The following is a 24,245-nucleotide window of genomic DNA, read 5'->3' as shown; positions in this document are numbered from 1 at the left end:
CTTAAGACTCTCTTGAAGTAGGCGACTGGCCGGAACCGGCGCGAATCGCATTGTTCGCATACAGCCGGCGAGCTTCGGCCCATTGCCAGGAAATCAGGGCAGGTACGCCGAAGCCGATCTCGCGCATGCGCTTGACCAGGGAGAGCGCGATGCTGGCTTCAGGCGGCAGCCCGATGATGCTGCCAAACATGACCAAACCGCCTTCCTGCACGCCGATACCGGCCGGTACTACGAAAATGATATGGCGTAGTGCCTGGGTCACTGCCTCGATGGCGATGGCGTCCCAAATGCTGATCGGATAACCGAGCAGATGCAGCGCCAACCAGGTTTCGAAGCTGCCCACCACGTAGCCGAGGAACTGCCAGCCACAGGCGACGATCAGGCGCAGCGGACGCGAATATTGCGCGCGGATCTCCAGATCCAGATTGGCGCCGTCGATCAGCTCGGTGAGCTTGGATCGGCCACCCAGCAGCTTTTCGGCAAACGTCTCCAGGCGCGAGAACACCTTGCCGTGACGCAGCAGGATGATCAGGAAGATCGGCAGCGGCAAGCTGGCGGCCAGCGCGGAAATCACGGTGCTGAAGGCGCTGATGTTGCGGGTCAGCTCGATCAATAAAATGATGCCCAGCGCGGTGAACAGATATTGGTTCACCAATGTCAGCAGCACTTCCATGATGATGCTGGCCGCAGCCGCTGCGCCGCCGATGCCACGCCATTTCACCAGGCGAATGCCGATGATCTCGCCACCGATATTTGCCACCGGTAGCAAGCGGTTGCTGGCTTCGCGCACCGAGGCGACCCAGAACAGGAAGGGCAGTGTGGCCCGCCGATGCGGATCACGCGGCGCGATCAGGACGCGCCAGCCGATCACGTCGAGCAGCAGTGGCAGCACATGGAACGGCAGCAGCCACAACAGTGGCCAGCCGGCATGGTCGATGGCGGTGGCGATTTCCGACCAGCCTTGATGCGCCACCAACGCAATCGCGACGGCAAGGCCGAGCAGGCCGGCGATATAGCTGAAAAGCTTCATGCTCATGCGGCCGCCGGATCAGAGAAGCCGTTGCACAACTGATAGCGCTCGGCGATCACGTCGCGTACGCGTACAGACAGCAAAGCGGCAAGTTCGTCGGTATGTCGGTAGTCGACCATGCTTTCAGTCAGGTGGCCGTGTGATGCGGGATGCAGATAAACCTCGGAAAGGCCATCGGGTAGCTCGCGCAAGATATCCAGCATGACCGCTTCATCCATGCCGCCACTGTGGCGCAACCCATAAACGTGATCGTTGTAGGTCATGCCGGCCTTGTCCATGCGCCAGCGCATCAGCGCCAACCACGGCCGCAACCAAGGACCCATGCCGGGCTCCGATGGCAGGCGGATCGCACGCAGACCGTGCTCCCGGCCGATCGTCAGCATCATCGTAAGAATCGTCGGATGCAGATGAAAATGCTTGTGCGCATTGACGTGGTCGAGCGGCAGGCCTGTCGCAGCGAACGCTTCGAACTGCGCGCGGATCTCATCGGCCAGCTGGCGCCGAACATGCGGCAGGAAGAAGAAGCGAAAGCCGTTGCGCACCATGTCCGAGTTGAACATGCCTTGCGCATCGACCAGATCCGGAATGCGCGACGGCGGCAGCATGGCGCGACCGTCTGCGAGCACCAGGTGCAACCCCACTGCGAGACCTGGATTTTCCTTGGCGCGGACAACGGCGTCGGCCGCGGCCGGTGCGGCCACCATCAGGCTGGCCGCACGCAGCACGCCATCACGATAGCCGCGTTCGACGGCTTCATTGACGGCTTCGTGCAGACCGAAGTCGTCCGCAGTGACGATCAGCCGTGGGCGGATCGCCGTGTTGAGCGAGGTCTGCACGGTCGTTAAACCTCAAGAAGCTGTAGCCGACCGTGCAGCGAATACATACGCTGACCCGCTCACGCCTCGTGTGCGCGCAGGAAGCGGAAGAACTCCACACCCTCACGCAGACGACGCTTCATCATGTCCCAACTGGTCAGCATTTCCTTGACGATTTCCCAGATCTTGGACGGGCGGAAATAGAACGCCCGATAGAACTTTTCGACGCCGTGGAAGATGTCCTGCTTGGACAGGTGCGGGTATTCGATCAACGCCAGCTGCACGCCCTTGTCGTTGACCAGGTTGACCGCTTCGTTTTCCTTCAGCCAGCCGCTTTCGACCGCCTGCTTGTACAGCGAGGTGCCCGGATACGGCGCGGCCAGCGACACCTGGATGGTGTGCGGATTGATCTCTTTGGCGAACTGGATCGTCTTGTCGATCGTTTCCTTGGTCTCGCCCGGCAGGCCGAGAATGAAGGTGCCGTGGATCATGATGCCCAGCTTGCGGCAGTCTTCGGTGAAGCGGCGCGCGATATCGGTGCGCAGACCCTTCTTGATGTTGTGCAGGATCTGATCGTCGCCCGACTCGTAACCCACGAGCAGCAGGCGCAGACCGTTTTCCTTCATGATCTTCAGCGATTCGTACGGCACGTTCGCCTTGGCATTGCACGACCACGTCCAGCCCATCGCGCCGAGGCCGCGTGCGATGTCGTGCACGCGCTCCATGTTGGAGCTGTCGGTGAAGGTGTCGTCGTCGAACATCAGCTCCTTCACTTCGGGCATGTTCTCCTTGATCCACTTCGCTTCAGCCAGCACGTTCGCGGCCGAACGCGTGCGGTAGCGATGACCACCAACGGTCTGCGGCCACAGGCAGAAGGTGCACTTGGAGCGGCAGCCACGGCCCGTGTAGATCGACACGTACGGGTAGTTGAGATAGCCGATGAAGTAGTTGCTGATCTTCAGGTCGCGCTTGTAGATCGGCGCCACGAAGGGCAGGTCGTCCATGTTCTCGATCATCGCGCGCGGCGGATTGTGCTGCACGCTGCCGTCGGCCAGCTTGTAGCTGATGCCGGTGATGCTTTCGAACGGACGGCCTTCGGCCACTTCCTTGCAGGTGTAGTCGAACTCTTCGCGCGCGACAAAATCGATCGCCGCCGAAGCGGTGAGCGAGCCGGTCGGATCCACCGCGACCTTTGCGCCAACCAGGCCGACCAGCACGTTCGGTTTGCGCTCTTTCAGCAGCTCAGCGAACTTGGCATCGGTCGGGAATGACGGCGTACTGGTGTGGATGATCACCAGATCGTAGCCCTCGGCGATACGCAGGCTGTCTTCCACCGAGATTTCATCGGCGGGAGCGTCAAGCACGCGTGAGTCGGGCACCATCGCAGCCGGCTGTGCCAGCCAGGTCGGATACCAGAAGCTCTTGATTTCGCGTTTGGCCTGATAGCGCGAACCGGCGCCACCATCAAAGCCGTCGAAGGAGGGAGCTTGCAGAAAAAGCGTTTTCATTACGGAGGACTCCTGCGGAGGCACATACCGTGCCCAGGGACAGCAGATAGTTCAAAAATCTTAGGTCTACGGCGCTGAACCGCCGCTTCGAGCATGCATAACCTGACCGCGCCATCTTACCTGCCAACCGGCGAGGGCTGCTGCCCATTCCATCAGCAATAAGGTGTCGCGGAGGGGGATCAACAGGACCTCATGCCAGGCAAAGGCTTGATCACTGGTGCGCCGCTGTAAAAAGTGTAGCAAAACCCGCGCTCCGCCACCGAGTACGGCAAGGCCGGCAGTGATGGCGCCTGGAGCCAGGCATAGTCCCAGCAGCAATAAAGGCGAGGTGAAACAGACGAACGTCATGGCAAAACCGGCCGGGGCGATGGATCGGATAGTGCGCAGCCAGCGCAATTCATGCGTCCACAAGTCTTTCAGTTTGCTTTCGCCAACATCCGTGCCCACTACGACGTCCGACAGAACGGTTCGTAAACCGGCGCGGCGGGTGAGCTCACCCAGCCAGAAATCATCGGCCAGGGTATCGCGCAGGGCTTCGAAGCCGCCGATGGTCTGCAGGGCATTGCGGCGCAGGGCAATGGTCGAGCCGAAGGCGAAACGCGTGGATCCGAACGCATGCGATAAGCGTACGGAGGGTGCGAACCAGTCATCGATGAACAGGCGGCCAAGCCGCGACCAGAACGAAGGGCCGGGGATGCCGTGATAGAGGCAGGTCACAATGCCGACGCCAGGATCGGCCAGCGGTGCCGTGACGCGCGTCAGATAGTCGGGAGGAACGCTGATATCTGCGTCGGCCAGCACCAACCAATCATGCTGAGCCTGGGGCATCATGTTTATCAGGTTGCTGACTTTGAAGTTTGCGCCGTACACGCGCGAATCCACGACCAATGCGATCGATCGTTGCGGAAATTCGGCGCGGAGCCGCTGCACGACTGCGATGGCGGGGTCATTCGCTTCGCGTACACCGAAAACCAGTTGGTAATCCGGGTGCACCTGCAGGCAGAAGCTGCGCAGATTTTCATAAAGACGCGGTTCGGCGCCGTGCAGCGGCTTGAGTACGGTGGCGGGTTGGGGCTTCCTGCCGCCATCGGCCCTCGGTGCGCGGGCCGCTTTGAGCACCGCCCACAAGGCGACGCAGGCATAGCCGGCCGCGGCAAAGGCCAATGCGATGCCCAGTCCATGGATAATGGCAGTGATAATCCAGCTCAACGACATGGATGTTTATGCTACCGGCACGCAAAGCCCCGAGGGGCGCAGACATTGGGTTCAACCCTCATCCATGCAAGGGTGCGTGATGAAGATAGCGCTACGCAGACGTATGTTTCAGCGCTTTTGCCTGTCCTTGCTTGGGTTTTTGTTGCTTTGGTCAGGAGTCGGACAAGTACTGGCTCATGACGGCTATGTCCCGTCCGGGCCCTCGGCGATCGTCGGTGACTGGCTGGTGGAAAGCCGCGACGCCGTGATTCGGATTGAACAGGTCGGCGACGAATACCAGGGCTACATCCTCTGGCAGCTGCATGATACGTACGGTCCGGAGGATGGTCCCGAGCTCAACGGCAAGATCGTCACGGATCGCCACAACCCTGATCCGGCCTTGCGCTCCCAGCCCCTGACCGGCCTGCGGCTGCTCAAAGGGCTGAGCTATGACGCCAGTAACGGAAAGTGGGTCGGCGGCCGCGTTTATAATTCCGATAACGGACGGACGTATAATTGTCTGGTCCGGTTGCTCGGCCCTAGCCGGCTGCAACTGCGTGGCTACATCGGCATCAGCCTGATTGGCGGAAATACCGTATGGAGCCGGGTCACCATGCGAACCCCCGTTAGTGGTGGCTTACCCTTTGTGATGGCTGCGCCAGACAAGTAACCCTTTGTCCGGCTTGTATTTTTATTGACTCCTCTTCCCCTGCGAGACGTATGAATTTCGAACCACGCGCCGATGCATCCGGAGCCCTGCATGCTGCCTCGCAAGCCCAGCCGAACATCGCGCTGGTCAAGTACTGGGGCAAGCGGGATACCGCGCTCAACCTGCCGGTGGTCGGTTCCATCTCCATTACGCTCGACAGCCTGTGGACGCGCACCGACGTGCGTTTCGTGCCGGGGCAAAAGCACGATGTGGTCAGCCTCAACGGCCGCAGCGATGAAGCTGAGGCCAAGCGTGTCACTGCCTGCATGGATCTCCTGCGGCAGCGCGCCGGTGTGGACTACGGCGCCGAAGTAGCAAGCCAAAACAACTTTCCCACCGCCGCTGGCCTGGCCTCTTCGGCCTCGGGTTTTGCCGCGTTGGTGCATGCCGGCGCGCGTGCACTGGGTCTTGAGCTGAGTCTGGCAGAGCAATCGGTGCTGGCGCGCCGTTGCTCCGGTTCGGCTGCACGCTCCATCTTCGGCGGTTATGTGGAATGGGCGCACGGCCAGCTTGCCGATGGCACCGATTCGGTGGCGCGTCCGTTGCTTGATGCCGACGCATGGCCACTGCGCGTGGCGGTGGCGATTACGTCCAGGGCTGCCAAGCAGATTGGTTCCACTGAAGGCATGTGCCGTACGGCGCAGACGTCGCCTTATCAATCGGCTTGGATCGATACGCAGGAAGCCGATCTGGATGTCGCGCGCAATGCCATTCTTGCGCGAGATTTCGACGCGCTTGCGGCGATTTCCGAATACAGCTGCCTCAAGATGCACGCGCTGGCCATGGCGTCACAGCCTGGCTTGCTCTATTGGAACGGCACCACAGTGGAGTGCATGCATCGTGTGCGTGCGTTGCGTCAGCAAGGGGTGCCGGTGTTCTTCACCGTGGATGCGGGTCCGCAATTGAAAGCGGTCTGTGCGCCGTCGGCGATCGAGCAAGTGAAGGCGGCGCTGGCCGATGTGCCCGGTGTGCTCGATGTGCTCGATACCGGCCTCGGGGCCGGCGCGCGCGCGATACCGGCGAGCGAGCTGGCGACATGATGGAACTCACCGCAAGCGCCCCCGGCAAGCTGGTTTTGCTGGGCGAGTACGCCGTACTGGAAGGTGCGCCGGCGCTGGTGTTGGCGGTGGATCGTCGCGCGAATGTGCGCATCGAGACGCACGAAGATCGTGTATGCCATGTGCATGCACCGGATCTTGGCATCAGCGATGCACACGCGGTGATCGATGGCAGCACGTGGCGCTGGCAGTGTGATGCGACCACGGCAGGCAAGCTTTCGCTGGTCGAACACGTGTGGCAGGGGCTGGTGCGCGAAGGCCTGGCTCCGGTTAACGCTGGGGGCTTCAGCCTGCATCTGGATACATCCGGTTTCTTCCATGCAGACAGCGAGCCGCGCGCCAAACTGGGACTGGGTTCCAGTGCTGCACTGACTGTTGCGCTCGCCTCTGCATTGGCAGCACTGGCTGGTCATGCCGACGTGTTGAGTGATCGCACGCAGTGGCTGCGCCGTCTTTTTCATATGCACGGCGGCTGGCAAGGTGGTCGTGGCAGTGGCGTGGATGTTGCTGCCAGCGTGGCCGGCGGATTGATCCGCTACCAGTTAGTGGGACAGGCGCGTGAACCCACCTTCACCTCGCTACAGTGGCCGATGGCTGGCGTGCATTGCTTGTTCGTGTGGTCGGGGCAATCGGTCTCGACCCATGATTTTCTGCAGCGACTTGCCCAATGGCGGGAGCATCGTGCTGCTGATTACACATCGCATATGAGTGAGTTGGGGCATCTTTCCGACGCAGCGCTGAAGGCGCTGGACCGCAAGGATGCTGAGTCTTTCATCCGGCTTACGGATGACTACGCATCAGCCCTGCAAGCCTTTGGCCATGCATGCGGTCTGGAGATCTATTCGCCCGAGCAGAAAAAGCTGGCGGATATGGCATCTCAGGCTGGTGTCAGCTATAAGCCCTGCGGCGCAGGTGGCGACTTCGGCGTCGTTTTTGCCGACAATGCAGAAAGGTTGGCGACATTTGAACGCGCCATTGTTTCGGCCGGCATGCATGTCGTGCCCCTGGGACTTGATTCTCATGGGATCAGCAGCCATATGCGTCAGACGCCAAATCTTCCCCCCACCAGGATTTTGACGTGATCGCTAACGTTCGTGCTGCACACAACGACCTGACGTTGGGGTGCATGACCTACGACCTATACGGAGTGCTTACGGTATGAGCGCCGAATCATCGAGTGCCGAACGGTCCCGATTTCCCGCTTTCTACAAGCTTTCGGTCTCTGACCGTGTTCGCGTTATGCATGAGCGCGGCTGGCTATCGGCCGAGGATTATCAGTCGCTGGTCTCCGGCGAGCACACGCTGAAGATCCACAAAGCCGACAAGATGATCGAGAACGTCGTCGGCGTGATGGGTCTGCCGGTCGGCCTTGGGCTCAACTTCCTGGTCAACCATCGCGACTACATCGTGCCGTTGGTGGTGGAAGAACCGTCGATCGTTGCCGCGTTGTCCTCGGCTGCCAAAGTCGTGCGTGGCACCGGCGGCTTTACCGTCGAGAGCACCGAGCCGGTGCTGATCGGCCAGGTGCAGGTGGTGGACGTGCCGCATCTTGCGCACGCCAAGGCCGCGCTGTTGCAACGTAAAGATGAGCTGCTCAATCTCGCCAACAGTCTGCATCCGCAGATGGTGGCGCGTGGTGGTGGCGCACAGGATCTGGAAGTGCACGTGCATCCGCGCCCCGAAGGCGGCGACATGCTGGTGGTGCACCTGTTGGTCGATACGCGCGACGCGATGGGCGCCAACCTGGTTAACACCATGTGCGAAGGCGTCGCCTCGCTGGTGGAAACCATGACTGGCGGCCGCGTCTTCCTGCGCATTCTTTCCAACTTGACCGATCGCTCGATGGTGCGCGCGCGCTGCGTGATTCCCGTTGAGAATCTCACCGGCAAGGGCTTCACCGGCGAAGAAGTGCGCGATGGCATCGTGCTCGCGAACGAATTTGCCAGCATCGATCCTTACCGTGCAGCGACACACAACAAAGGCATCATGAATGGTGTCGATGCCGTTGCGCTGGCGACCGGCAATGACTGGCGCGCGATCGAAGCGGCTGCGCACGCTTACGCTGCGCGCGGCGGCCGTTACACCTCGCTCACACGTTGGTACAAAGGTGAGAAGGGTGAACTGATCGGCGAGCTCGATATCCCGATGAAGGTCGGTACCGTCGGTGGTCCGCTGCAATCCAACGCCACGGTGGCGCTCAACCTGCGCCTGCTCGGCGTCAAGACGGCGCGTGAGCTGGCGGAAATCATGGGCGCGGTCGGTCTGGCGCAGAACTTCTCTGCGCTGCGTGCGCTGGTCACCGAAGGCATCCAGCAAGGTCACATGACACTGCACGCTCGCAGTGTCGCCGTCGCCGCAGGCGCAACTGCGGAAATCTTCGACACCGTAGTGGAGCGACTGGTGGAAAGCGGCGAGATCAAGATCTGGAAGGCCCAGGAAATCGTCGATCAGGTCCGCAAGGAGTCGCGCGGTGTGCCGGATGTCACGGAGCAGTCGGCCGTCGATCATCGCGCCTGCGGTCACGGCAAGATCATCCTTCTGGGTGAGCATGCCGTCGTTTACGGCAGCCATGCGATTGCCGCTCCGGTGCCGCTGGCTGTGCGTGCGGTGGCGCAGGACACCAAGTCCGGTGGCGTGGATATGTTCATTCCGCGCTGGGGTGTGGAATATCGCCTGCACCGTGATCCGGCGCATCGCGACTCCTTCCAGCGCTCGCTCGGCATCATCTTCGACACGCTGGAACTCACCGAGCGCTCCATGCGCATCGAAGTGTTCCCGAACGTGCCGCGTGCGATGGGACTGGGTGGTTCGGCGGCGATGGCAGTGGCGGTGATCCGCGCGCTCGACCAGCACTACAAGCTGGGCCTGGGCGACGAAGAAATCAACGCGTTGGCGTTCCGTTGCGAAGAAGTTGCACACGGTTCGGCCTCGGGTATCGACAACACGGTGGCCACCTACGGCAAGCCGCTGCTGTACAAGCGCGCCAGCAAGAAGGGTGACGCGCCGATGGTGCGTGAATTGCACCTGCCCAAGCGCATTCCGATCGTGATTGGTATCAGCGGCAAGGAAAGCCTCACCGCGGTAACGGTTGGCAAGGTGCGCACGGCATGGCAGCGCAATCCAGTGCTGTATGACGGCATCTTCCAACAGATCGATGGCCTCACGCTGCAAGGTATGGAAGCCATGCAGCAATACGATCTGGAACGTCTTGGCGACTTGATGAACATCTGCCACGGTCTGCTCAATGCCTTGCGCGTATCGAGCTGGGAAGTGGAAGAACTGGTGCAGATTGCACGTGAACACGGCGCACTCGGCGCTAAGCTCACGGGCGGTGGTGGTGGCGGATCGATCGTCGCACTGTGCCCGCAGAACCGTGAAAAGGTAGCGGCCGCCATGCGCGATGCCGGTTACCAGGCGATGGAGGTGGACATTGGATAACCAAGAGCTCGAGCGTCAGGAGTGGCGCGACTCGAACGAAATCGTGTCCTTCGACGACGAACCCCTGGTGCTGGTCGATCACGAGGACCGTGAAGTCGGCTTCCTCGACAAGGCCTCGGCGCATGAAGGCGAGGGCACGTTGCACCGTGCCTTCTCGCTGTTCGTGTTCAACGCGAAGGGCGAGCTGCTGTTGCAGCAGCGCGCGCCGGGCAAGCGCTTGTGGCCAGGCTTCTGGTCCAACACCTGCTGCAGTCATCCGCGTCGCGGCGAGACGGTGGACACCGCCATTCATCGCCGCCTGAAGGAAGAATTGGGTCTGGCCTGCGAGCTGCAGTATCTATTCAAGTTCGAGTACCACGCGCAGTTCGATGCGGACGGTGCTGAGCACGAGTTGTGCTGGGTCTATGCGGGTCGCAGTGACGACGCGCCGACCGTGAATGTGAACGAGATTTCAGGTTTGCGCTATATCTCGCCCGACGCGCTCGACGCGGAAATGGCAGCCAAACCTGAGGCCTTTACCCCTTGGTTCAAGATCGAATGGGAGCGAATCCGGCGTGAGCACGCTCACGTGTTCGCCCCCTTGTCCAAGGGTTAGGCAGGGCAGGAATAACAGCGGCCACCCAGGTGGCTTATACTGAATCCCTGTAAAAACTTATAGCTCAACGATGTGCAACCCGCGCCAGATGGCGATCGGCAAGCATCCGCGGCATTGACGTACTGGAGAATCCTTTGGGTATTCCTCTTATTCAGCAAACCACGATCGCGCGTTACATCCTCGGCAAAAAGCTGAGCGGTCAGAAGCGTTACCCGTTGGCGATGATGTTGGAGCCGCTGTTCCAGTGCAATCTGGCCTGCGCCGGCTGCGGCAAGATCGATCAGCCCAAAGAAATCCTGCAGAAGCGCATGAGCGTCGAGCAGGCGCTGGCTGCCGTCGATGAGTGCGATGCACCGGTGGTGTCCATCCCGGGTGGCGAGCCGCTCATCCACAAGGATCTGCCGAAGATCGTTGAAGGCATCGTGGCACGCAAGAAGTTCGTGTACCTGTGCACCAACGCCATCTTGATGCCCAAGCACATCGACGAATACAAGCCGTCGCCGTACTTCACCTGGTCGGTGCATCTGGACGGCCTGGAAAAGCAGCACGACAAATCCGTTTGCATGGACGGCGTGTTCGACAAGGCCGTCGCCGCGATCAAGCTGGCGCTGTCCAAGGGTTTCCGCGTCACGGTGAACTGCACGCTGTTCAACAGCGAGCCGCCGGAAGAAGTCGCCGACTTCTTCGACTACGCGATGGAACTGGGCGTGGAAGGCATCACGGTGTCGCCGGGCTATAGCTACCAGCATGCGCCGCGCCAGGACGTGTTCCTCGGCCGCAGCGAAAGCAAGCAGCTGTTCCGCAACATTTTCAAGATCGGCAAGGAACGCAAGCGCAAGTGGGCGTTCAACCAGTCGGCGATGTTCGTGGACTTCATCGCCGGCAACCAGTCTTACCAGTGCACGCCGTGGTCCAACCCGACCTACAACATCTTCGGCTGGCAGAAACCCTGCTACCTGCTGGTGGATGAAGGCTACGCCAAGACCTACAAGGAGTTGATGGAAGACACCGAGTGGGAAAAGTACGGCGTGGGCATCAACCCGAAGTGCGACAACTGCATGGCGCACTGCGGCTTTGAAGGCACGGCCGTGGACGACATGTTCGCCCATCCGCTGAAGGCGCTGAAGGTGTCGATGTTCGGTCCCCGCACCGATGGCCCGATGGCACCGGATCTGCCGGTGAAATACGGCAATCGTGCCGATGCCACCGCGATCCACATTCCGATCAGCTCGATCCAGCGTCGCGATTCGTCGACCGGCGCCGACGCCAACCACTGACGCCGAACGCGGTCACCAATGAGCATGGTCGAGTGGGTGGCCGCGTCGCTGCCGGTGTTGATGTGGGTGGGCCTGCTGCTGGTACCGTGGCGGCCCTGGAGTACCCGCGAGCGCATTGAAGCCGATCCGAATGCCGGATCGGCTGATCTCAGCGAGATCACCGTGCTCATTCCTGCACGCAACGAGGCCGACGTGATCGGCCTTACGCTCGCTGGCCTGCAATCGCAGGGCAGTGGTTTGCAGGTGATCGTGGTGGACGACCAGTCCAGCGACGAGACGGCGGAAATCGCCGCTTCCTTCCCAAACACTCGCGTCATTCGCGGCCAGCCTCTGCCCGAAGGTTGGGCGGGCAAGCTGTGGGCGCTGGAGCAGGGCAAGTCGCAGGTCAAGACGCCAATCACCCTGCTGCTGGATGCCGATATCCAGCTTCAGCCCGGTTTGCTGGGCGCGCTGTTGGCGCACAAGCGTCGTGACAATCGCCAGTTCGTCTCACTGATGGCTGATCTGCGCCGCACCAGCTTCTGGGATCGCCTGCTGCTGCCGGCGTTCGTGTACTACTTCAAGCTGCTGTATCCCTTTTCGATTTCGAACTCATCGTCCCGCCTGGTGGCGGCGGCGGCGGGTGGTTGCATCCTGGTCGACACCGAGGCACTGCAGCGTGCCGGCGCCTTTGCCAGCCTGCGCAATGCGCTGATCGACGACTGCACGCTTGCGCGGCAGGTCAAGAATGCTGGCTATCGCACCTGGCTGGGCCTCAGCCGTGACGTAGTGAGTCTGCGCCCGTATGGCACGCTGCGTTCGATCCACGACATGGTGGCGCGCTCCGCGTTCACCCAATTGGGCTATTCCACCGCACTGCTGCTGGTGGTGACGGTGCTTTTTGCGCTGGCCTACGGCCTGCCTTTCCTGCTCCTGGCCTCTGCATCGGCCTGGCGTCTGGGGTTGATCGCCCTGGTGGCCATGATGCTGAGCTACCTACCCATGCTGCGCTATTACCATATGCGGTTGACGTGGGCGCTGCTGCTGCCGTTCGGTGCCGTGCTCTATCTGGGCATGACCTGGAGCTCGGCCATCCGTTACTGGCGTGGCGTGCGTTCGCGCTGGAAAGATCGCACCTATAGCACTCACTGAGGCTCGATTAATGTAGCTATGGTGACGGAGAGATGCTACTCGCATGTAGTGCAATAACTCTGGGGTCTGTGTTGCGGCAACTTCGCCTTAATGGCTGAGCAAAGCATTTCTGATCAGATCAAGGCCATGCGGTGTCGTAACGCTTTCGGGATGAAATTGCACACCCTCAATGGGATGCGTGCGATGCTTAAGTCCCATGACGTAATGGTCGTCAAGCGATTCGGCCGTGACATCGAGCATGCTGCTCGGGAGCTGCGCCCTATCGGCGACCAGCGAATGATAGCGTGTAACCTCCATCGGTGATGGGAGTCCCATGAAGCAGCCCTGTGACGTATGTTCGACCGTGCTGACTTTGCCGTGTCGCCGGTGTGCGGCTTGGACGACAGGTACACCGTAGTACTCAGCGATAGCCTGCATGCCAAGACATACGCCAAAAATGGGGAGCTTTCCTTCATGCGCGGAGAGAATGTTCAGATAGCCGCTTTCTCTAGGGTGTCCTGGTCCCGGACCGAGCACGATACTTTGGTAGTTTGCCCCGATAGCAGCTACATCGATTTCATTGCACCGGACGACATCGGGTTGAAGACCAAGAACTTCGAGGTAGTTCGCAATGATGTGAACGAAGCTGTCGTAAGCATCAACAAGTAAAGTCTTCACTTCTTAGGTCCTTGTTGGTAATGGCAAAGTACGGCGAGCTGAGCTTGCTGATGGTCTCGTTCCACTCACCTTCCGGAGTGGAGTCTTCGACCACGCCGCCGGATGCGCGAATGCTGTAACGCCCATTGCGCCATGTTGTTGTGCGAATGCAAAGTGCTGTGACCATCGTGTTGTCGAAGCCGAAAAAGCCGATACAGCCAGCATAGATGCCGCGGGAAGATATTTCTGTATCTTCAATGATTTCGACGGCTCTTATCTTTGGTGTTCCGGTCATGGTGCCGGCGGGGAATGTCGCGGCAACAAGGTCGTATTTGTCCTTGCTTGTCCTGAGGTATCCAGAGACGTTGGAGACAATATGAATAACGTGAGAGTAGGCTTCGGTCACCATTAGTTCGTCGACATTCAGGGTGCTGGCATCGCAGACACGGGATACATCATTCCTGCACAGATCCACGAGCATAAGATGTTCAGCGCATTCCTTTTCATCGGAAAGAAGAGTCGCGGTGATCGATTTATTTTCAGCCTCGGAAGTGCCTTTTCTGGCAGTTCCTGCAATGGGGCGCATTTGAACTTTTCGTGAGTGATCAAGCGAGACGAATAATTCGGGGCTTGCGCCAGCAACGGTCATTCCGTCCTCTGTGCCGAAGTAGTACATGTAAGGCGATGGATTGAACTTTCTAAGCCGGCGATACGTTTCGATGGGTGGAATAGTGGCGTCGATCCTAATTTCATGGCCAAGCTGTATCTGGTAGATGTCGCCGATACTGATGTGGCGTTTGGCTTTGTTAACCCACGAAAGGTAAGTGTTTCGACTGACAGTTGGCAGGCTTTCGAATGTGTAGTTGTATGAATCGCTTTCGATGGCCGGGTTGCTGTCCATGGACGCCAGGATGTGGTCAATGGGCGTGGCCTCCCATAATGGGCACGTATTGACAGTCAGCGATGATGATGACCTGTCCAGTTGGGTGTGGATGATGCCTTCGTAGATGGCCAGTTGCGCTTCGTCCTCGCAGCCTCTTCGATCTATGCATTTTGGTATTTTCTCGATCGAGAAAATGGCGTCATACCCGATATAGCCAAAAAAGCCGAGTCCGGGCGAGGAGGGACGAGCTTTGTTTGAGCTGGCGATGAACATTGTCTCGATGCTACGAAGGGCGTCGAAGAGGCTCGCTCCGCGTCCAAAATCGATGGCTCTACCTTGCCTTGGGAGGTTTTGCCATGCAGGATGCTTAGCGATCAAGTCGATGACCTGCTGCTTCCCCGAGAGAGCAAGCATTCCATCATTCCATTTGATGGAAATGATCCTGTTGTAACCGATCACGGATTGCGTGCAATCCTTGGCTGGACCAGATAGAGATTCGAGGAGGAAAAGGTCTTCATCGTTAAAGAAATCTCGAAATACACGATGGACTTTGAAACTGTCAAGAAAATGAGGAAGCTGGCGAACGACGGATCGTACTTCGATTTGGTTATTCATGGTTCTTGCCTGGCCCTCGAGATCAATTGGCGTTCGTTTTCCCACTCAGTTCGGAGCATCTGTGTATTGATCGATGCACTTACTTCCACTAGCCGATCAAGAAGCTGGTCGAGCGCGACGATCTCTTCGGCGTCGGGAATGGATCTGGTGGACTCGTCGCCATGTACCAGGACGGGAAAGCCCGATCCAGGAACGATCATTCGATTGAGAAGCATGTTGTTAAGGATCTGGTCGTGTACGTTTCCCAGATTGTATTTCCGGCCAACGATTACAATGCCGCCGATCTTGTTGGCAAGTGGCCTGTTGAATCGAAGGTAGCCAACGCCTGCCCGCTCCAGGAAAAGTTGCATAAGGTTCGACGTGCCAAATGCATGGACCGGGCAGGCGTAAATCAGGATATCCGCTTCGATCATCGCGGGAATGATGGCTGTCATGTCATCTTGTTTGGTGCATGGGATCGTTCTGTAGTTGCAACCCTCGCCTGGTCGCTCGCAACCATCACAAGATGAAATGCGCTTGCTAGCCAAATGAATGACCTGCGTCGGATATCCCTTGGCTTCGAGCTTTGACCGAATGGTTTCGGAACGGTGGCCGTGATGCCGCCCATCCTGGGGGATCCCGATATGACGATCGCTTTCTTCGTGTATGCCATCTCTGGGCCAAGGCGAGTAGTAGAGCGAGTAAGGCCCCCGCTGAGGGGCATGGTCAGATCGGCAATGCTGGCATTCCGGCCATGGAGTGGGCAGTGGTCACGCAAGCCTGGAGTAGGTAAGGAGATGACGATGTACCAGGCAGGCAGGTTACGTGGGGCATGTCGGGTGAATTCGAGCTGCCAAGTCGGCCGCTGACGTCCCAAAACAGTCATGGGAGGGAAGTAAGGCTTGGAAGATACGGGGCGTCTGGCTACAGTCGACAGCTACCTGATTCCGTCCACTAGATGGGCCTACCTTTTGGGGAGCTTTCATGCCTCGTCTTCGTATCCTTGCGATTGCTATGTCGGTCGCACTCGCTGCCTGTTCCCAGTCGCCCAATAACGCCGGCAGCTCAGCTCCCGCCGCCTCCGGCAGTGCGCCCGCCAAGGCATCGACGACGGCTGCCGCAGAAGCGCCGGCCGCCAATCCGTTCTTCACCGCCAGCACGCTGCCCTATCAGGCGCCGCCGTTCGACAAGATCAAGGACAGCGACTACCAGCCGGCGATCGAAGAGGGCATGAAGCAGCAGCTCGCCGAAGTCGACAAGATTGCCAATAACCCGGAGCCGGCGACGTTCGAGAACACCTATGTGGCGCTGGAGAAAACCGGCGTTCTGCTCAATCGCGTGATGATGGTGTTCAACGGCGTCACTGCCGCCAACACCGACGACGCGCTGCAGAAGGTACAGGAAGAAGAAGCTCCCAAGCTCGCCGCGCACGCCGATGCGATCCATCTCAATGACAAGTTGTTCCAGCGCGTCCAGGCCGTGTACGACCAGCGTGACTCGCTCAAGCTCGATCCCGAATCGCAGCGTCTTATCGAAGTGGTCTACCGTCAATTCGTGATGGCCGGTGCCAAGCTGTCCGATGCGGACAAGGCCAAGCTGAAGGATTTCAACAAGGAAGAAGCCAGCCTCGAAGCGCAGTTCAACAACAAGCTGCTCGCTGCCGGCAAGGACGGCGCGTTGGTCGTTGACGACAAGAGCAAGCTTGCCGGTCTTTCCGATGAAGACGTCGCCGCCGCTGCGCAAGCCGCCAAGGATCGTCATCTGGATGGCAAGTGGGTGCTCACCTTGCAGAACACCACGCAGCAACCGCTGCTGCAGGATCTGACCGATCGCCCCACGCGCCAGGCGCTGTTCGAAGCGTCGTGGACGCGCGCCGAAAAGGGTGATGCAAACGACACGCGCGACATCATTACGCGCCTCGCCCAGTTGCGTGCGCAAGAAGCCAAGCTGATTGGTTTCCCGAACTTCGCCGCCTGGACGCTGGAAGACCAGATGGCGGAGAAGCCGGAGACGGTGATGAGCTTCATGGACAAGCTCGCACCGGCTGCCGTGGCGCGCGCCAAGGTCGAAGCGGCTGACATCCAGAAGCAGATCGACAAAGATCAGGCCGCGCTGCACCAGCCCACTTTCAAGCTTGAACCGTGGGATTGGGAGCATTACGCCGAAGAAGTGCGCAAGGCGAAATACGATCTCGACGACTCGCAGATCAAGCCGTATTTCGAACTCAATAACGTGCTGCAGAACGGCGTGTTCTACGCGGCCAACCAGCTCTACGGCCTGACCTTCAAGGAACGCAAGGACATTCCGGTTTACAACCCGGATGTGCGCGTGTTCGAAGTGTTCGACAAGGACGGCAAGTCGCTGGCCCTGTTCTACTTCGACTACTTCAAGCGCGACAACAAGAACGGCGGCGCCTGGATGGACAACTTTGTTGGCCAGTCCAAGCTGATCGGTACCAAGCCGGTGATTTACAACGTCGCCAACTTCACCAAGCCCGCCGACGGCCAGCCTGCGCTGCTGTCGATGGATGACGTGATCACCATGTTCCACGAATTCGGCCATGGCTTGCACGGTCTGTTCTCTGACGTGCAGTATCCGACCCTGTCCGGTACGGCCACCGCGCGCGATTTCGTCGAGTTCCCGTCGCAGTTCAACGAACATTGGGCGACCGATCCGAAGGTCTTCGCCAACTACGCGAAGAACTACAAGACCGGCGAACCGATGCCGCAGGAGCTGGTCGACAAGGTCAAGAAGGCCGGCTTGTTCAATAAGGGCTACGACATGACCGAGCTGGTCGCTGCCGCGATGCTCGACATGAACTGGCACATGATCAGTGCGGACGAGCCCAAGCAGGATGCCGATGCCTTTGAAACTGCCGCGCTGAAGAAGGATGGCGTAGACCTTTCCTACGTGCCGCCGCGCTATCGTTCCAGCTACTTCCTGCACATCTGGAGCAATGGCTACTCGGCCGGCTATTACGCCTATCTGTGGACACAGATGCTCGCCGACGATGCGTTTGAGAACTTCAAGGAACATGGTGGCCTGACCCGTGAAAACGGCGACCACTTCCGCGACTTGATTCTCTCGCGCGGTAACACGGTTGAGCTCTCCAAGCTCTACAAGAACTGGCGCGGTCAGGATCCGAGCATCGAGCCGATGCTGATCGATCGCGGTCTGAAGCAGGCGCCGGCGAAGTAATATCGCTTGTAGCTATGGAAAAGGGGTCGGCTTGCCGGCCCCTTTTTTTGTTGCCTGGTCAGCGTCGAACTTCAGTCATACCTCATCGTCATCCCGGCGAAGGCAGGGATCCAGCGACTTGATGTACAAATGCACTGGACTCTCGCTTTCGCGAGAATGACGCATGTGGCTTTGAGGCTCCGTTAGGGTTCGACACCCATCAAGTTTTATTTCGGCCACGAATCACCTTGCGTTTGCCGCATGGTTCAATTCAAGGTGTGCTCTATGCTTTCGTGGCGAATTCGTCCAGGGCCAATGCCACTGATACGCTTGAAAAGCCGCCTGAATGCAGCTTCGCTGCTATAGCCCAGTTGTTCGGCAATCATCGCCACAGACAGCCGCTGATCGCGCAGCATGCGTTCGGCAACGCTTACACGCCACTGCGTCACGTACTGCATCGGCGGCATTTTCATCAGCTGCGCGAAGCGCTCGGCGAATGCAGAGCGCGACATGCAGGCGAGGGATGCCATGGATTGCATGGTCCATGCGCAGCCTGGTGTTTCATGCACAGCGCGAAGCACCTTGCAGATACGGCCGTCGGCGAGTGCTGCGAATAGCCCCTGATGATCGCTATTGCGGTGGGCGTAATCGCACACCGCGAGGGTGAAAAGCGTATCGGCGAGCTTGTTCAACAAGACCTGTCGCCCGGGAAGATGGGAGTTGGCCACTTCCACCATCATGGCCGAGAGGTCTTGGAATACGGCATCGGCTTGGGCGGCGCGGACAACAAAGCAAATCGGAAGGGCGTGGCTAAGCGGGTGCCGGGTATGGGAAAAGTGCAGCTCCCCACAAATCATGCTGGTAGGGATGTCATCGTGACCGTTACATGCGCTCAGGCGATGCGGATCGCCATGCGGGAACACGACCAGATCGCCGGCTTGCAGAACCCACGTTTCACTCAGTGCATCGCATTCGATCAGGCAATCGCCAGCGCCAACCAGATGGAAAACGCCACATTCGTAACGGGGTTCGTCCACAAACCAGGCGCCACAGTACTGCTCTTCGGCAACGACCTCGACCCGCAGCATTGACTGATTGAGCAGTGCTTCCAGTGCTGGTGCGATCAGCCCCGGATGTCTGGGCTTCGCTTGGACGGCGTGATGCTCGGTGTACATGGGTACGGCTTCCGTGACGGGGCGCTATACCCATCCTTCGCTGGAGCCGGGCACCGGTTACACAGGGCCTGTCAGCCAGGCTCAACGGCGCGAATCAGCCCAGCTTCCAGCCAGCCCTGAACCAGGGTCACCATGCGCGGCAGGGCGGTGGCGGCCCCATGAAGGTGGGTCAGGCGTTCGCACAGCGCCGCAAAGGGTTCTCCCTGGATCGTCGCGCTCAGGACCTGCCATTCGTCCTCTTCCAATGGGCGGTAGTGGACCGTCGTATCCTTGCGCCATACCAACAGCTGGCGCGGATCCCTGAAGCGGCGCAGGTGCGGCCGCTTGTCACTGCGGTCAGCGGCACGCCGAAATGCAGCGGTGTTGTAGCGGCAAGTCAGAACATGCAGGTTTCGTTGCAGCGACAGGCGCAGGCCCGGCCACGCATCAGGTGAGATGGCGGACAGGTCGGCGACGCTTGCGCTCGACTCATTGGCGGCATCGAATGCCATCGAAATGGCCCAATCCAGTCGTGCCATCTCGGCCAGTTGGGGTTTCTCGCGCCACGGATGCGCATAGTCGAGGAAGGCGGCAAGACCGGCGCCGTACCAGCGAATGTTGTAGTGCTCCGAAGGGTGTGCGGCGATATACTTGTCCAGCAAGGTGTCAAATCGCTTCCCGGCCATATCGCGCAGGCCGATGAACTCGTTCTTCAAGGCATCGCGCAAGCGAATGCGATAGCCGTGCCGATAGACGGCAAGTCGGCTGCCGACGTCGGCAATGTCATCGTGACGAACGATGGACAGCGGCGGCGCTTTCTCCGCAAGCACCGCTTGCAGCATCTGTTGTTGCAGGGTTTGCAGGGAATTCATGCAGCATCCCGCAGTAGCGGCTCGGCCAGCGCGCGCGCATGTTCCAGTTCCGCTTTCAGCTCAGCGAGTGGTGGAAAATGATCGTCGCGTTCAATCATCGTCGACACGCGACCGAAACGACGCACCGCTTCGGCATACAGTTCCCATACGGCGTTGGAAACCGGTGCGTCGTGTGTATCAATGATTAGCTGTTCACCTTGTTCGTAGCCGGCAAGGTGAAACTGCTGCACGCGCGATACCGGAATGCCGCGCAGATATTCCAGTGGCGGGAAACCGTGATTCATGGCACTCACGTGCACGTTGTTGATGTCCAGCAGGATCATGCAGTCCGCGCGTTCGGCCAAGGCAGCCAGGAATTCCCATTCAGTGAGCTGCGAATCGGCGAAGCTCACGTAGCTGGAGACGTTCTCCAGCACGATGCGCCGTTTGAGTTTGTCCTGCACTTGCCGAACCCGGCTTGCGACGTGCTCGAGTGCTTCCTCGGTATAAGGCAGCGGCATCAGATCATGCAGATTCACGCCTTGCACACCTGTCCAGCAAAGATGGTCCGATACCCATGCCGGCTCAACCCGCTGCGCCAAGGTAGCCAGCCGGTTGAGATAATCCTCATCCAGTGGATCCGTGCTGCCGATGGACATCGACACGCCGTGCATCACCAGCGGAAAGCGTTCGCGGAAGCGTTCCAGCCAGCGCAATGGCAGTCCGCCGTTCACCATGAAGTTTTCTGAAACAATTTCCAGCCATTCGACCTTGCCCGGATCCGCCAGCAGCGCTTCGTAATGCTCTGTGCGCAAACCCAGCCCGTAGCCGAGATAAGGCAATGTACCGGCACGCTCAATGGTGTTCATGGTCGTGAAATAACCCATTTGTCCGCAGAGAGTGCGGGGTGCCGCGCGGGCACCCCGCAGCCAACCTTATTTCTTCACGGCGGCCTGTGCTGCAGTGCAGTCAGCCTGGGTCTTCTGCATGGTGAAGCCCTGGCCCTTGCATGAATTCTGGCCTTTGCACGAGTTGGTGGCCTGCTTGCACGCGCCCTGGCCCTTACACGAGGAAGAATTCACACACTTGACCATGGCCTGGTCGCCAGCGGGTGCGCCAGCCGGTGCGGCCGATGCCGTGGCAGCGGCGAACAGACCGGCCACCATCACGGCCATGGCAGTTGCGTTGACTGTCTTGATCTTCATGTCTATGGCTCCTAAAAGATTTCGTTCGCCGCCATGCGGCCTGGGGAATGTCTTGTCCGGGTTGCGAAGTTTCGCCTGCCGGTCTCGACAGGGTGATTTTGCGGCTTCGCACTGCGGACCACTGCGCCCGTGCATCCCACTTTTATGCCCGATCGTCCGGTGTGCCTGCGATATCGCCGTCGCCGGATCCCTGGCAAGAAAGCCTGGACGTACGGGCATGGCGGGGATGGTGTGGGCCCGCGCATGATGCGCTCACTTCATGCAAAGGAACATGTGCAATGCGTCAATTTGTTGCTGAAACGTGCTCGCGTCTGCTCAGGATCCTGTACAACGGGCGCTGGCTGGGGCCGTTGGCGGTGCGTATGGTCTTCGGTTACTTCTGGCTGGAGACAGGCATTGCCAAAGTGCATAACCTGGACAGTTTCACCCAGCGCTTCATCGGCTGGGGCATTCCATTCCCGGCCTTCAGTGCTGCGCTGTCGGCTTGGACGGAATTACTGGGCGGTCTGCTGATAATGCTTGGACTGTTCACCCGCCTGGTGACCATCCCGATGATCATCAACATGATCGTTGCGGTGACCCTGGTGGTGTCGAGCAATCTCATGGGATTGGATGACTACGTCGAAGCCGACGAGGTGGTCTATTCGCTGATCTTTTTCTGGCTGCTGATGGCAGGGCCGGGCAAGATCAGCCTGGATACGCTGGTGGCACGATGGCTGGGTATTCGCACGCAGGAATAGAGCGGCTCTTTGCGCTCTATTCCTGCGCGGGATCTTTTCAAGAACGTCATTCCCGCGAAAGCGGGAATCCATCTTTGCCTTCACCACAGTGCAAGGTGGATTCCCGCTTTCGCGGGAATGACGTCGAAGAGCGCAAGCATCGAACAGGCATTGTTCTAGCGCGCGATAAACGAAAGCAGCAGCTTGGTTGCGATACTCCACATGACGATCGCAATCAGCCCATCCAGTACACGCCACGCCATCGGCTTGCGAAACAGCGGCGCAAGTAAACGAGCGCCATAGGCGAGCGAAAAGAACCAGATAAACGACGCCGTCACCGCGCCGATCGCAAACAGCGCACGCGGCCACGGCACGGGCCACGCCGAGGCAAGGCTGCCAATCAGCAGCACGGTATCGAGATAGACATGCGGATTGAGCCAGGTGAATCCGGCACAGGTGGCGATCACGCGCCACATGCTGCCGGTATCAGCGTGCGTATCCGGTGTTAATACGTGTGGATGAAAAGCGCGGCGCAGTGCCTGTATGCCGTACCACACCAGTACCAATGTACCGATACAGGCGATGGATGCAAGCAGGCGCGGATGCTGGCCCACGGCCATGCCGAGGCCACCTACGCCTGCAGCGATCAGCAAGGCATCAGACGCTGCACAAAACAGAGCAACGGGAAAGCGATGCGCCTGTAGCAGACCCTGGCGAAGAACAAACGCATTCTGAGCGCCGATCGCCACGATCAGCGAAGCGCCGAGCAGCAGCCCGGCAAGGAACGGCGCGTGGGCCGATCCTGCCGCGATCAATATGCGAATTCCTTGAATACCGGATCGACGCTGCCGTTCCATTCGCCGTGGAACAACTCGAGCTTGCGCTCCGCAGGCGTTTGGTTCGCTTCGACGATCTCCATCAGCGGTTCCAGGAAAATGCTTTCGTCAGCGCCGTTGCGGTTGAGCCGATGGCGACGCTTCAAGCCGTGCGCGGCGATCTGCAGGGTTTCGCGCGCCAGATCGCGCACGGTGCCGTTGCGGAACGGCAATTTCAGCGCGTGCTTGGGCACGCCATCGCGCAGAGCATGGCGTTCTTCGCGAGTGAAGTCTTTGACCAGATCCCACGCGGCACGCAGTGCTTCGTCGTCATAGAGCAGGCCCACCCACAACGCGGGTAGTGCGCATAGACGATTCCATGGACCACCATCGGCGCCGCGCATTTCCAGATATTGCTTCAGGCGCACTTCCGGAAAAGCCGTGGTGAGGTGATCGGCCCAATCCTTCATGGTGGCGCGCCCGCCAGGCAGCGCCTCGAGCGTGCCGGTCATGAAGCGCTTGAAGTCCTGTCCCGCCAGATCGATGTAGCGGCCATCCTGATAGCTGAAGTACATCGGCACATCGAGGATGTAGTCGACGTAGCGTTCGTAGCCGAAGCTGTCTTCGAACACGAAGTCGAGCATGCCGGTGCGATCCGCATCGGTGTCGGTCCAAACATGCGAGCGGAATGACTGATAACCGTTCGGTTTGCCTTCGGTGAACGGGGAATCGGCGAACAGCGCGGTGGCGATCGGTTGCAGCGCAAGGCTGGTGCGGAACTTGCGCACCATGTCGCCTTCGCTCTCAAAATCCAGGTTCACCTGCACGGTGCAGGTACGCGTCATCATGTCCAGGCCGAGCGAACCGACTTTGGGCATGTACTCGCGCATGATCTTGTAGCGGCCCTTCGGCATCCACGGCATTTCGTCGCGCCGCCACTTGGGCTGGAAACCCATGCCGAGGAAGCCCAGGCCCAGGCCGTCCGCGATCGAGCGAACTTCGTCCAGGTGCTTGTTCACTTCGCAACAGGTCTGGTGGATGGTTTCCAGCGGCGCGCCGGACAACTCCAACTGACCCGCCGGTTCCAGCGTGATGTTGGCTTTGTCGCGAATCAGCGCCACCGGGGTTTCGCCTTCGCGGGCGATTTCCCAGCCATAGCGCGCGGCGATGCCTTCCAGCAGGGCGCGAATGCCACGATCGCCTTCGAACGTCGGCGGACGTAGATCATCGGTGCGGAAACCGAACTTTTCGTGCTCCGTGCCAATGCGCCAGGCCTCGCGCGGCTTCTCGCCGGCGGCCAGGTAATCGATCAACTGCTGGCGGCCGTGGATCGGGGTGCTCTTGACGGCACTGGGTATGGACACGTGGCTTGCCTCACGGGGAGAGCTTCCGACTATGGAGGCGCCGTACCTTTGTGAAAAGGGGGCGAATGAAAAAAATTGTACGTGACAGTACA

At 59.6% G+C, this 24,245-nt stretch carries 22 protein-coding genes; 9 read left to right on the top strand and 13 right to left on the bottom strand.

Annotated features, from left to right (window positions below; all coding sequences use genetic code 11):
* Nucleotide 1: 1 nt before the first annotated feature.
* The 4 genes from ISN74_RS17635 to hpnI all read right to left on the bottom strand — a co-directional run bounded on the left by ISN74_RS17635 (nt 2) and on the right by hpnI (nt 4,568).
* Nucleotides 2–1,036 carry a flippase-like domain-containing protein gene (locus ISN74_RS17635; protein ID WP_229679349.1) on the bottom strand — a complete coding sequence of 345 codons (1,035 nt, stop codon included), beginning with the start codon at nt 1,034–1,036 and terminating at the stop codon, nt 2–4.
* Entirely contained in the window at nt 1,033–1,866 is an 834-nt protein-coding gene (gene hpnK / locus ISN74_RS17630; protein ID WP_203546641.1) for a hopanoid biosynthesis-associated protein HpnK, read from the bottom strand. Before hpnK ends, ISN74_RS17635 begins: the two co-directional genes overlap by 4 nt.
* A 59-nt stretch (nt 1,867–1,925) precedes the next feature.
* On the bottom strand, nt 1,926–3,353 hold the full coding sequence (hpnJ, locus tag ISN74_RS17625) for a hopanoid biosynthesis associated radical SAM protein HpnJ (protein WP_188800461.1): 1,428 nt from the start codon (nt 3,351–3,353) through the stop codon (nt 1,926–1,928).
* A gap of 66 nt (nt 3,354–3,419) precedes the next feature.
* A complete protein-coding gene (hpnI, locus tag ISN74_RS17620) occupies nt 3,420–4,568 on the bottom strand; it encodes a bacteriohopanetetrol glucosamine biosynthesis glycosyltransferase HpnI (protein ID WP_188800460.1) in 1,149 nt (382 codons plus the stop codon).
* 103 nt (nt 4,569–4,671) lie between these two features.
* Here hpnI and ISN74_RS17615 point away from each other — a divergent pair, with 103 nt between their 5' ends.
* From ISN74_RS17615 to ISN74_RS17585, 7 genes are all read left to right on the top strand, one after another.
* Entirely contained in the window at nt 4,672–5,217 is a 546-nt protein-coding gene (locus tag ISN74_RS17615) for a DUF2147 domain-containing protein (protein ID WP_188800459.1), read from the top strand.
* A gap of 50 nt (nt 5,218–5,267) precedes the next feature.
* Nucleotides 5,268–6,296: a diphosphomevalonate decarboxylase gene (gene mvaD / locus ISN74_RS17610; protein WP_188800458.1), complete on the top strand. Its 1,029-nt coding sequence runs from the start codon at nt 5,268–5,270 to the stop codon at nt 6,294–6,296.
* The gene (locus ISN74_RS17605; protein ID WP_188800457.1) at nt 6,293–7,396 is read left to right on the top strand and encodes a mevalonate kinase family protein; all 1,104 of its coding nucleotides are present in this window, start codon (nt 6,293–6,295) and stop codon (nt 7,394–7,396) included. Before mvaD ends, ISN74_RS17605 begins: the two co-directional genes overlap by 4 nt.
* 76 nt (nt 7,397–7,472) lie before the next feature.
* Nucleotides 7,473–9,752 carry a hydroxymethylglutaryl-CoA reductase, degradative gene (locus tag ISN74_RS17600; protein ID WP_188800456.1) on the top strand — a complete coding sequence of 760 codons (2,280 nt, stop codon included), beginning with the start codon at nt 7,473–7,475 and terminating at the stop codon, nt 9,750–9,752.
* Nucleotides 9,745–10,347, top strand: coding sequence for an isopentenyl-diphosphate Delta-isomerase (idi, locus tag ISN74_RS17595; protein WP_229679347.1), 603 nt, complete (start codon nt 9,745–9,747; stop codon nt 10,345–10,347). Before ISN74_RS17600 ends, idi begins: the two co-directional genes overlap by 8 nt.
* Before the next feature lie 134 nt (nt 10,348–10,481).
* Complete coding sequence (hpnH, locus tag ISN74_RS17590) at nt 10,482–11,624, top strand: adenosyl-hopene transferase HpnH (RefSeq protein WP_188800454.1); 1,143 nt, start codon at nt 10,482–10,484, stop codon at nt 11,622–11,624.
* An 18-nt stretch (nt 11,625–11,642) separates the two neighbouring features.
* Nucleotides 11,643–12,755 carry a glycosyltransferase gene (locus ISN74_RS17585; RefSeq protein ID WP_229679345.1) on the top strand — a complete coding sequence of 371 codons (1,113 nt, stop codon included), beginning with the start codon at nt 11,643–11,645 and terminating at the stop codon, nt 12,753–12,755.
* Nucleotides 12,756–12,842: 87 nt separating this feature from the next.
* Here the strand turns inward: ISN74_RS17585 and ISN74_RS17580 are convergent, their stop codons facing one another.
* From ISN74_RS17580 to ISN74_RS17570, 3 genes are read right to left on the bottom strand one after another with little or no spacing between them, the layout of a single operon-like run.
* A complete protein-coding gene (locus ISN74_RS17580; RefSeq protein WP_188800453.1) occupies nt 12,843–13,412 on the bottom strand; it encodes an anthranilate synthase component II in 570 nt (189 codons plus the stop codon).
* Nucleotides 13,393–14,889, bottom strand: a complete 1,497-nt coding sequence (locus ISN74_RS17575) for an anthranilate synthase component I family protein (protein WP_188800452.1) — start codon at nt 14,887–14,889, stop codon at nt 13,393–13,395. Before ISN74_RS17575 ends, ISN74_RS17580 begins: the two co-directional genes overlap by 20 nt.
* Nucleotides 14,886–15,506: a flavodoxin family protein gene (locus tag ISN74_RS17570; RefSeq protein ID WP_338032633.1), complete on the bottom strand. Its 621-nt coding sequence runs from the start codon at nt 15,504–15,506 to the stop codon at nt 14,886–14,888. The genes ISN74_RS17575 and ISN74_RS17570 overlap by 4 nt, the downstream gene beginning before the upstream one ends.
* Nucleotides 15,507–15,852: 346 nt before the next feature.
* Between ISN74_RS17570 and dcp the strand changes: the two genes are divergently transcribed.
* The gene (gene dcp / locus ISN74_RS17565) at nt 15,853–18,066 is read left to right on the top strand and encodes a peptidyl-dipeptidase Dcp (protein WP_188800451.1); all 2,214 of its coding nucleotides are present in this window, start codon (nt 15,853–15,855) and stop codon (nt 18,064–18,066) included.
* Nucleotides 18,067–18,311: 245 nt separating this feature from the next.
* Here dcp and ISN74_RS17560 read toward each other — a convergent pair whose 3' ends face one another.
* The 4 genes from ISN74_RS17560 to bufA2 all read right to left on the bottom strand — a co-directional run bounded on the left by ISN74_RS17560 (nt 18,312) and on the right by bufA2 (nt 21,255).
* Nucleotides 18,312–19,220, bottom strand: a complete 909-nt coding sequence (locus ISN74_RS17560) for an AraC family transcriptional regulator (RefSeq protein WP_188800450.1) — start codon at nt 19,218–19,220, stop codon at nt 18,312–18,314.
* Nucleotides 19,221–19,291: 71 nt separating this feature from the next.
* The gene (locus tag ISN74_RS17555; protein ID WP_188800449.1) at nt 19,292–20,071 is read right to left on the bottom strand and encodes an HvfC/BufC N-terminal domain-containing protein; all 780 of its coding nucleotides are present in this window, start codon (nt 20,069–20,071) and stop codon (nt 19,292–19,294) included.
* Nucleotides 20,068–20,919, bottom strand: a complete 852-nt coding sequence (gene bufB, locus ISN74_RS17550) for an MNIO family bufferin maturase (protein ID WP_188800448.1) — start codon at nt 20,917–20,919, stop codon at nt 20,068–20,070. The genes ISN74_RS17555 and bufB overlap by 4 nt, the downstream gene beginning before the upstream one ends.
* Before the next feature lie 66 nt (nt 20,920–20,985).
* Nucleotides 20,986–21,255 carry a BufA2 family periplasmic bufferin-type metallophore gene (gene bufA2 / locus ISN74_RS17545; protein WP_188800447.1) on the bottom strand — a complete coding sequence of 90 codons (270 nt, stop codon included), beginning with the start codon at nt 21,253–21,255 and terminating at the stop codon, nt 20,986–20,988.
* Between the two features lie 278 nt (nt 21,256–21,533).
* Between bufA2 and ISN74_RS17540 the strand changes: the two genes are divergently transcribed.
* Entirely contained in the window at nt 21,534–21,995 is a 462-nt protein-coding gene (locus ISN74_RS17540) for a DoxX family protein (protein ID WP_188800446.1), read from the top strand.
* Nucleotides 21,996–22,150: 155 nt separating this feature from the next.
* Here the strand turns inward: ISN74_RS17540 and ISN74_RS17535 are convergent, their stop codons facing one another.
* Nucleotides 22,151–22,789, bottom strand: coding sequence for a LysE/ArgO family amino acid transporter (locus ISN74_RS17535; RefSeq protein ID WP_229679341.1), 639 nt, complete (start codon nt 22,787–22,789; stop codon nt 22,151–22,153).
* Complete coding sequence (locus ISN74_RS17530) at nt 22,786–24,153, bottom strand: glutamate--cysteine ligase (protein ID WP_188800444.1); 1,368 nt, start codon at nt 24,151–24,153, stop codon at nt 22,786–22,788. The genes ISN74_RS17535 and ISN74_RS17530 overlap by 4 nt, the downstream gene beginning before the upstream one ends.
* Nucleotides 24,154–24,245: the final 92 nt, after the last annotated feature.

Origin of the sequence: Dyella caseinilytica (assembly GCF_016865235.1) — a bacterium.
Lineage (GTDB): Bacteria > Pseudomonadota > Gammaproteobacteria > Xanthomonadales > Rhodanobacteraceae > Dyella_B > Dyella_B caseinilytica.
Note: the sequence above shows the minus strand (reverse complement) of the source record. Positions and strands in the feature narration are given on the sequence as shown.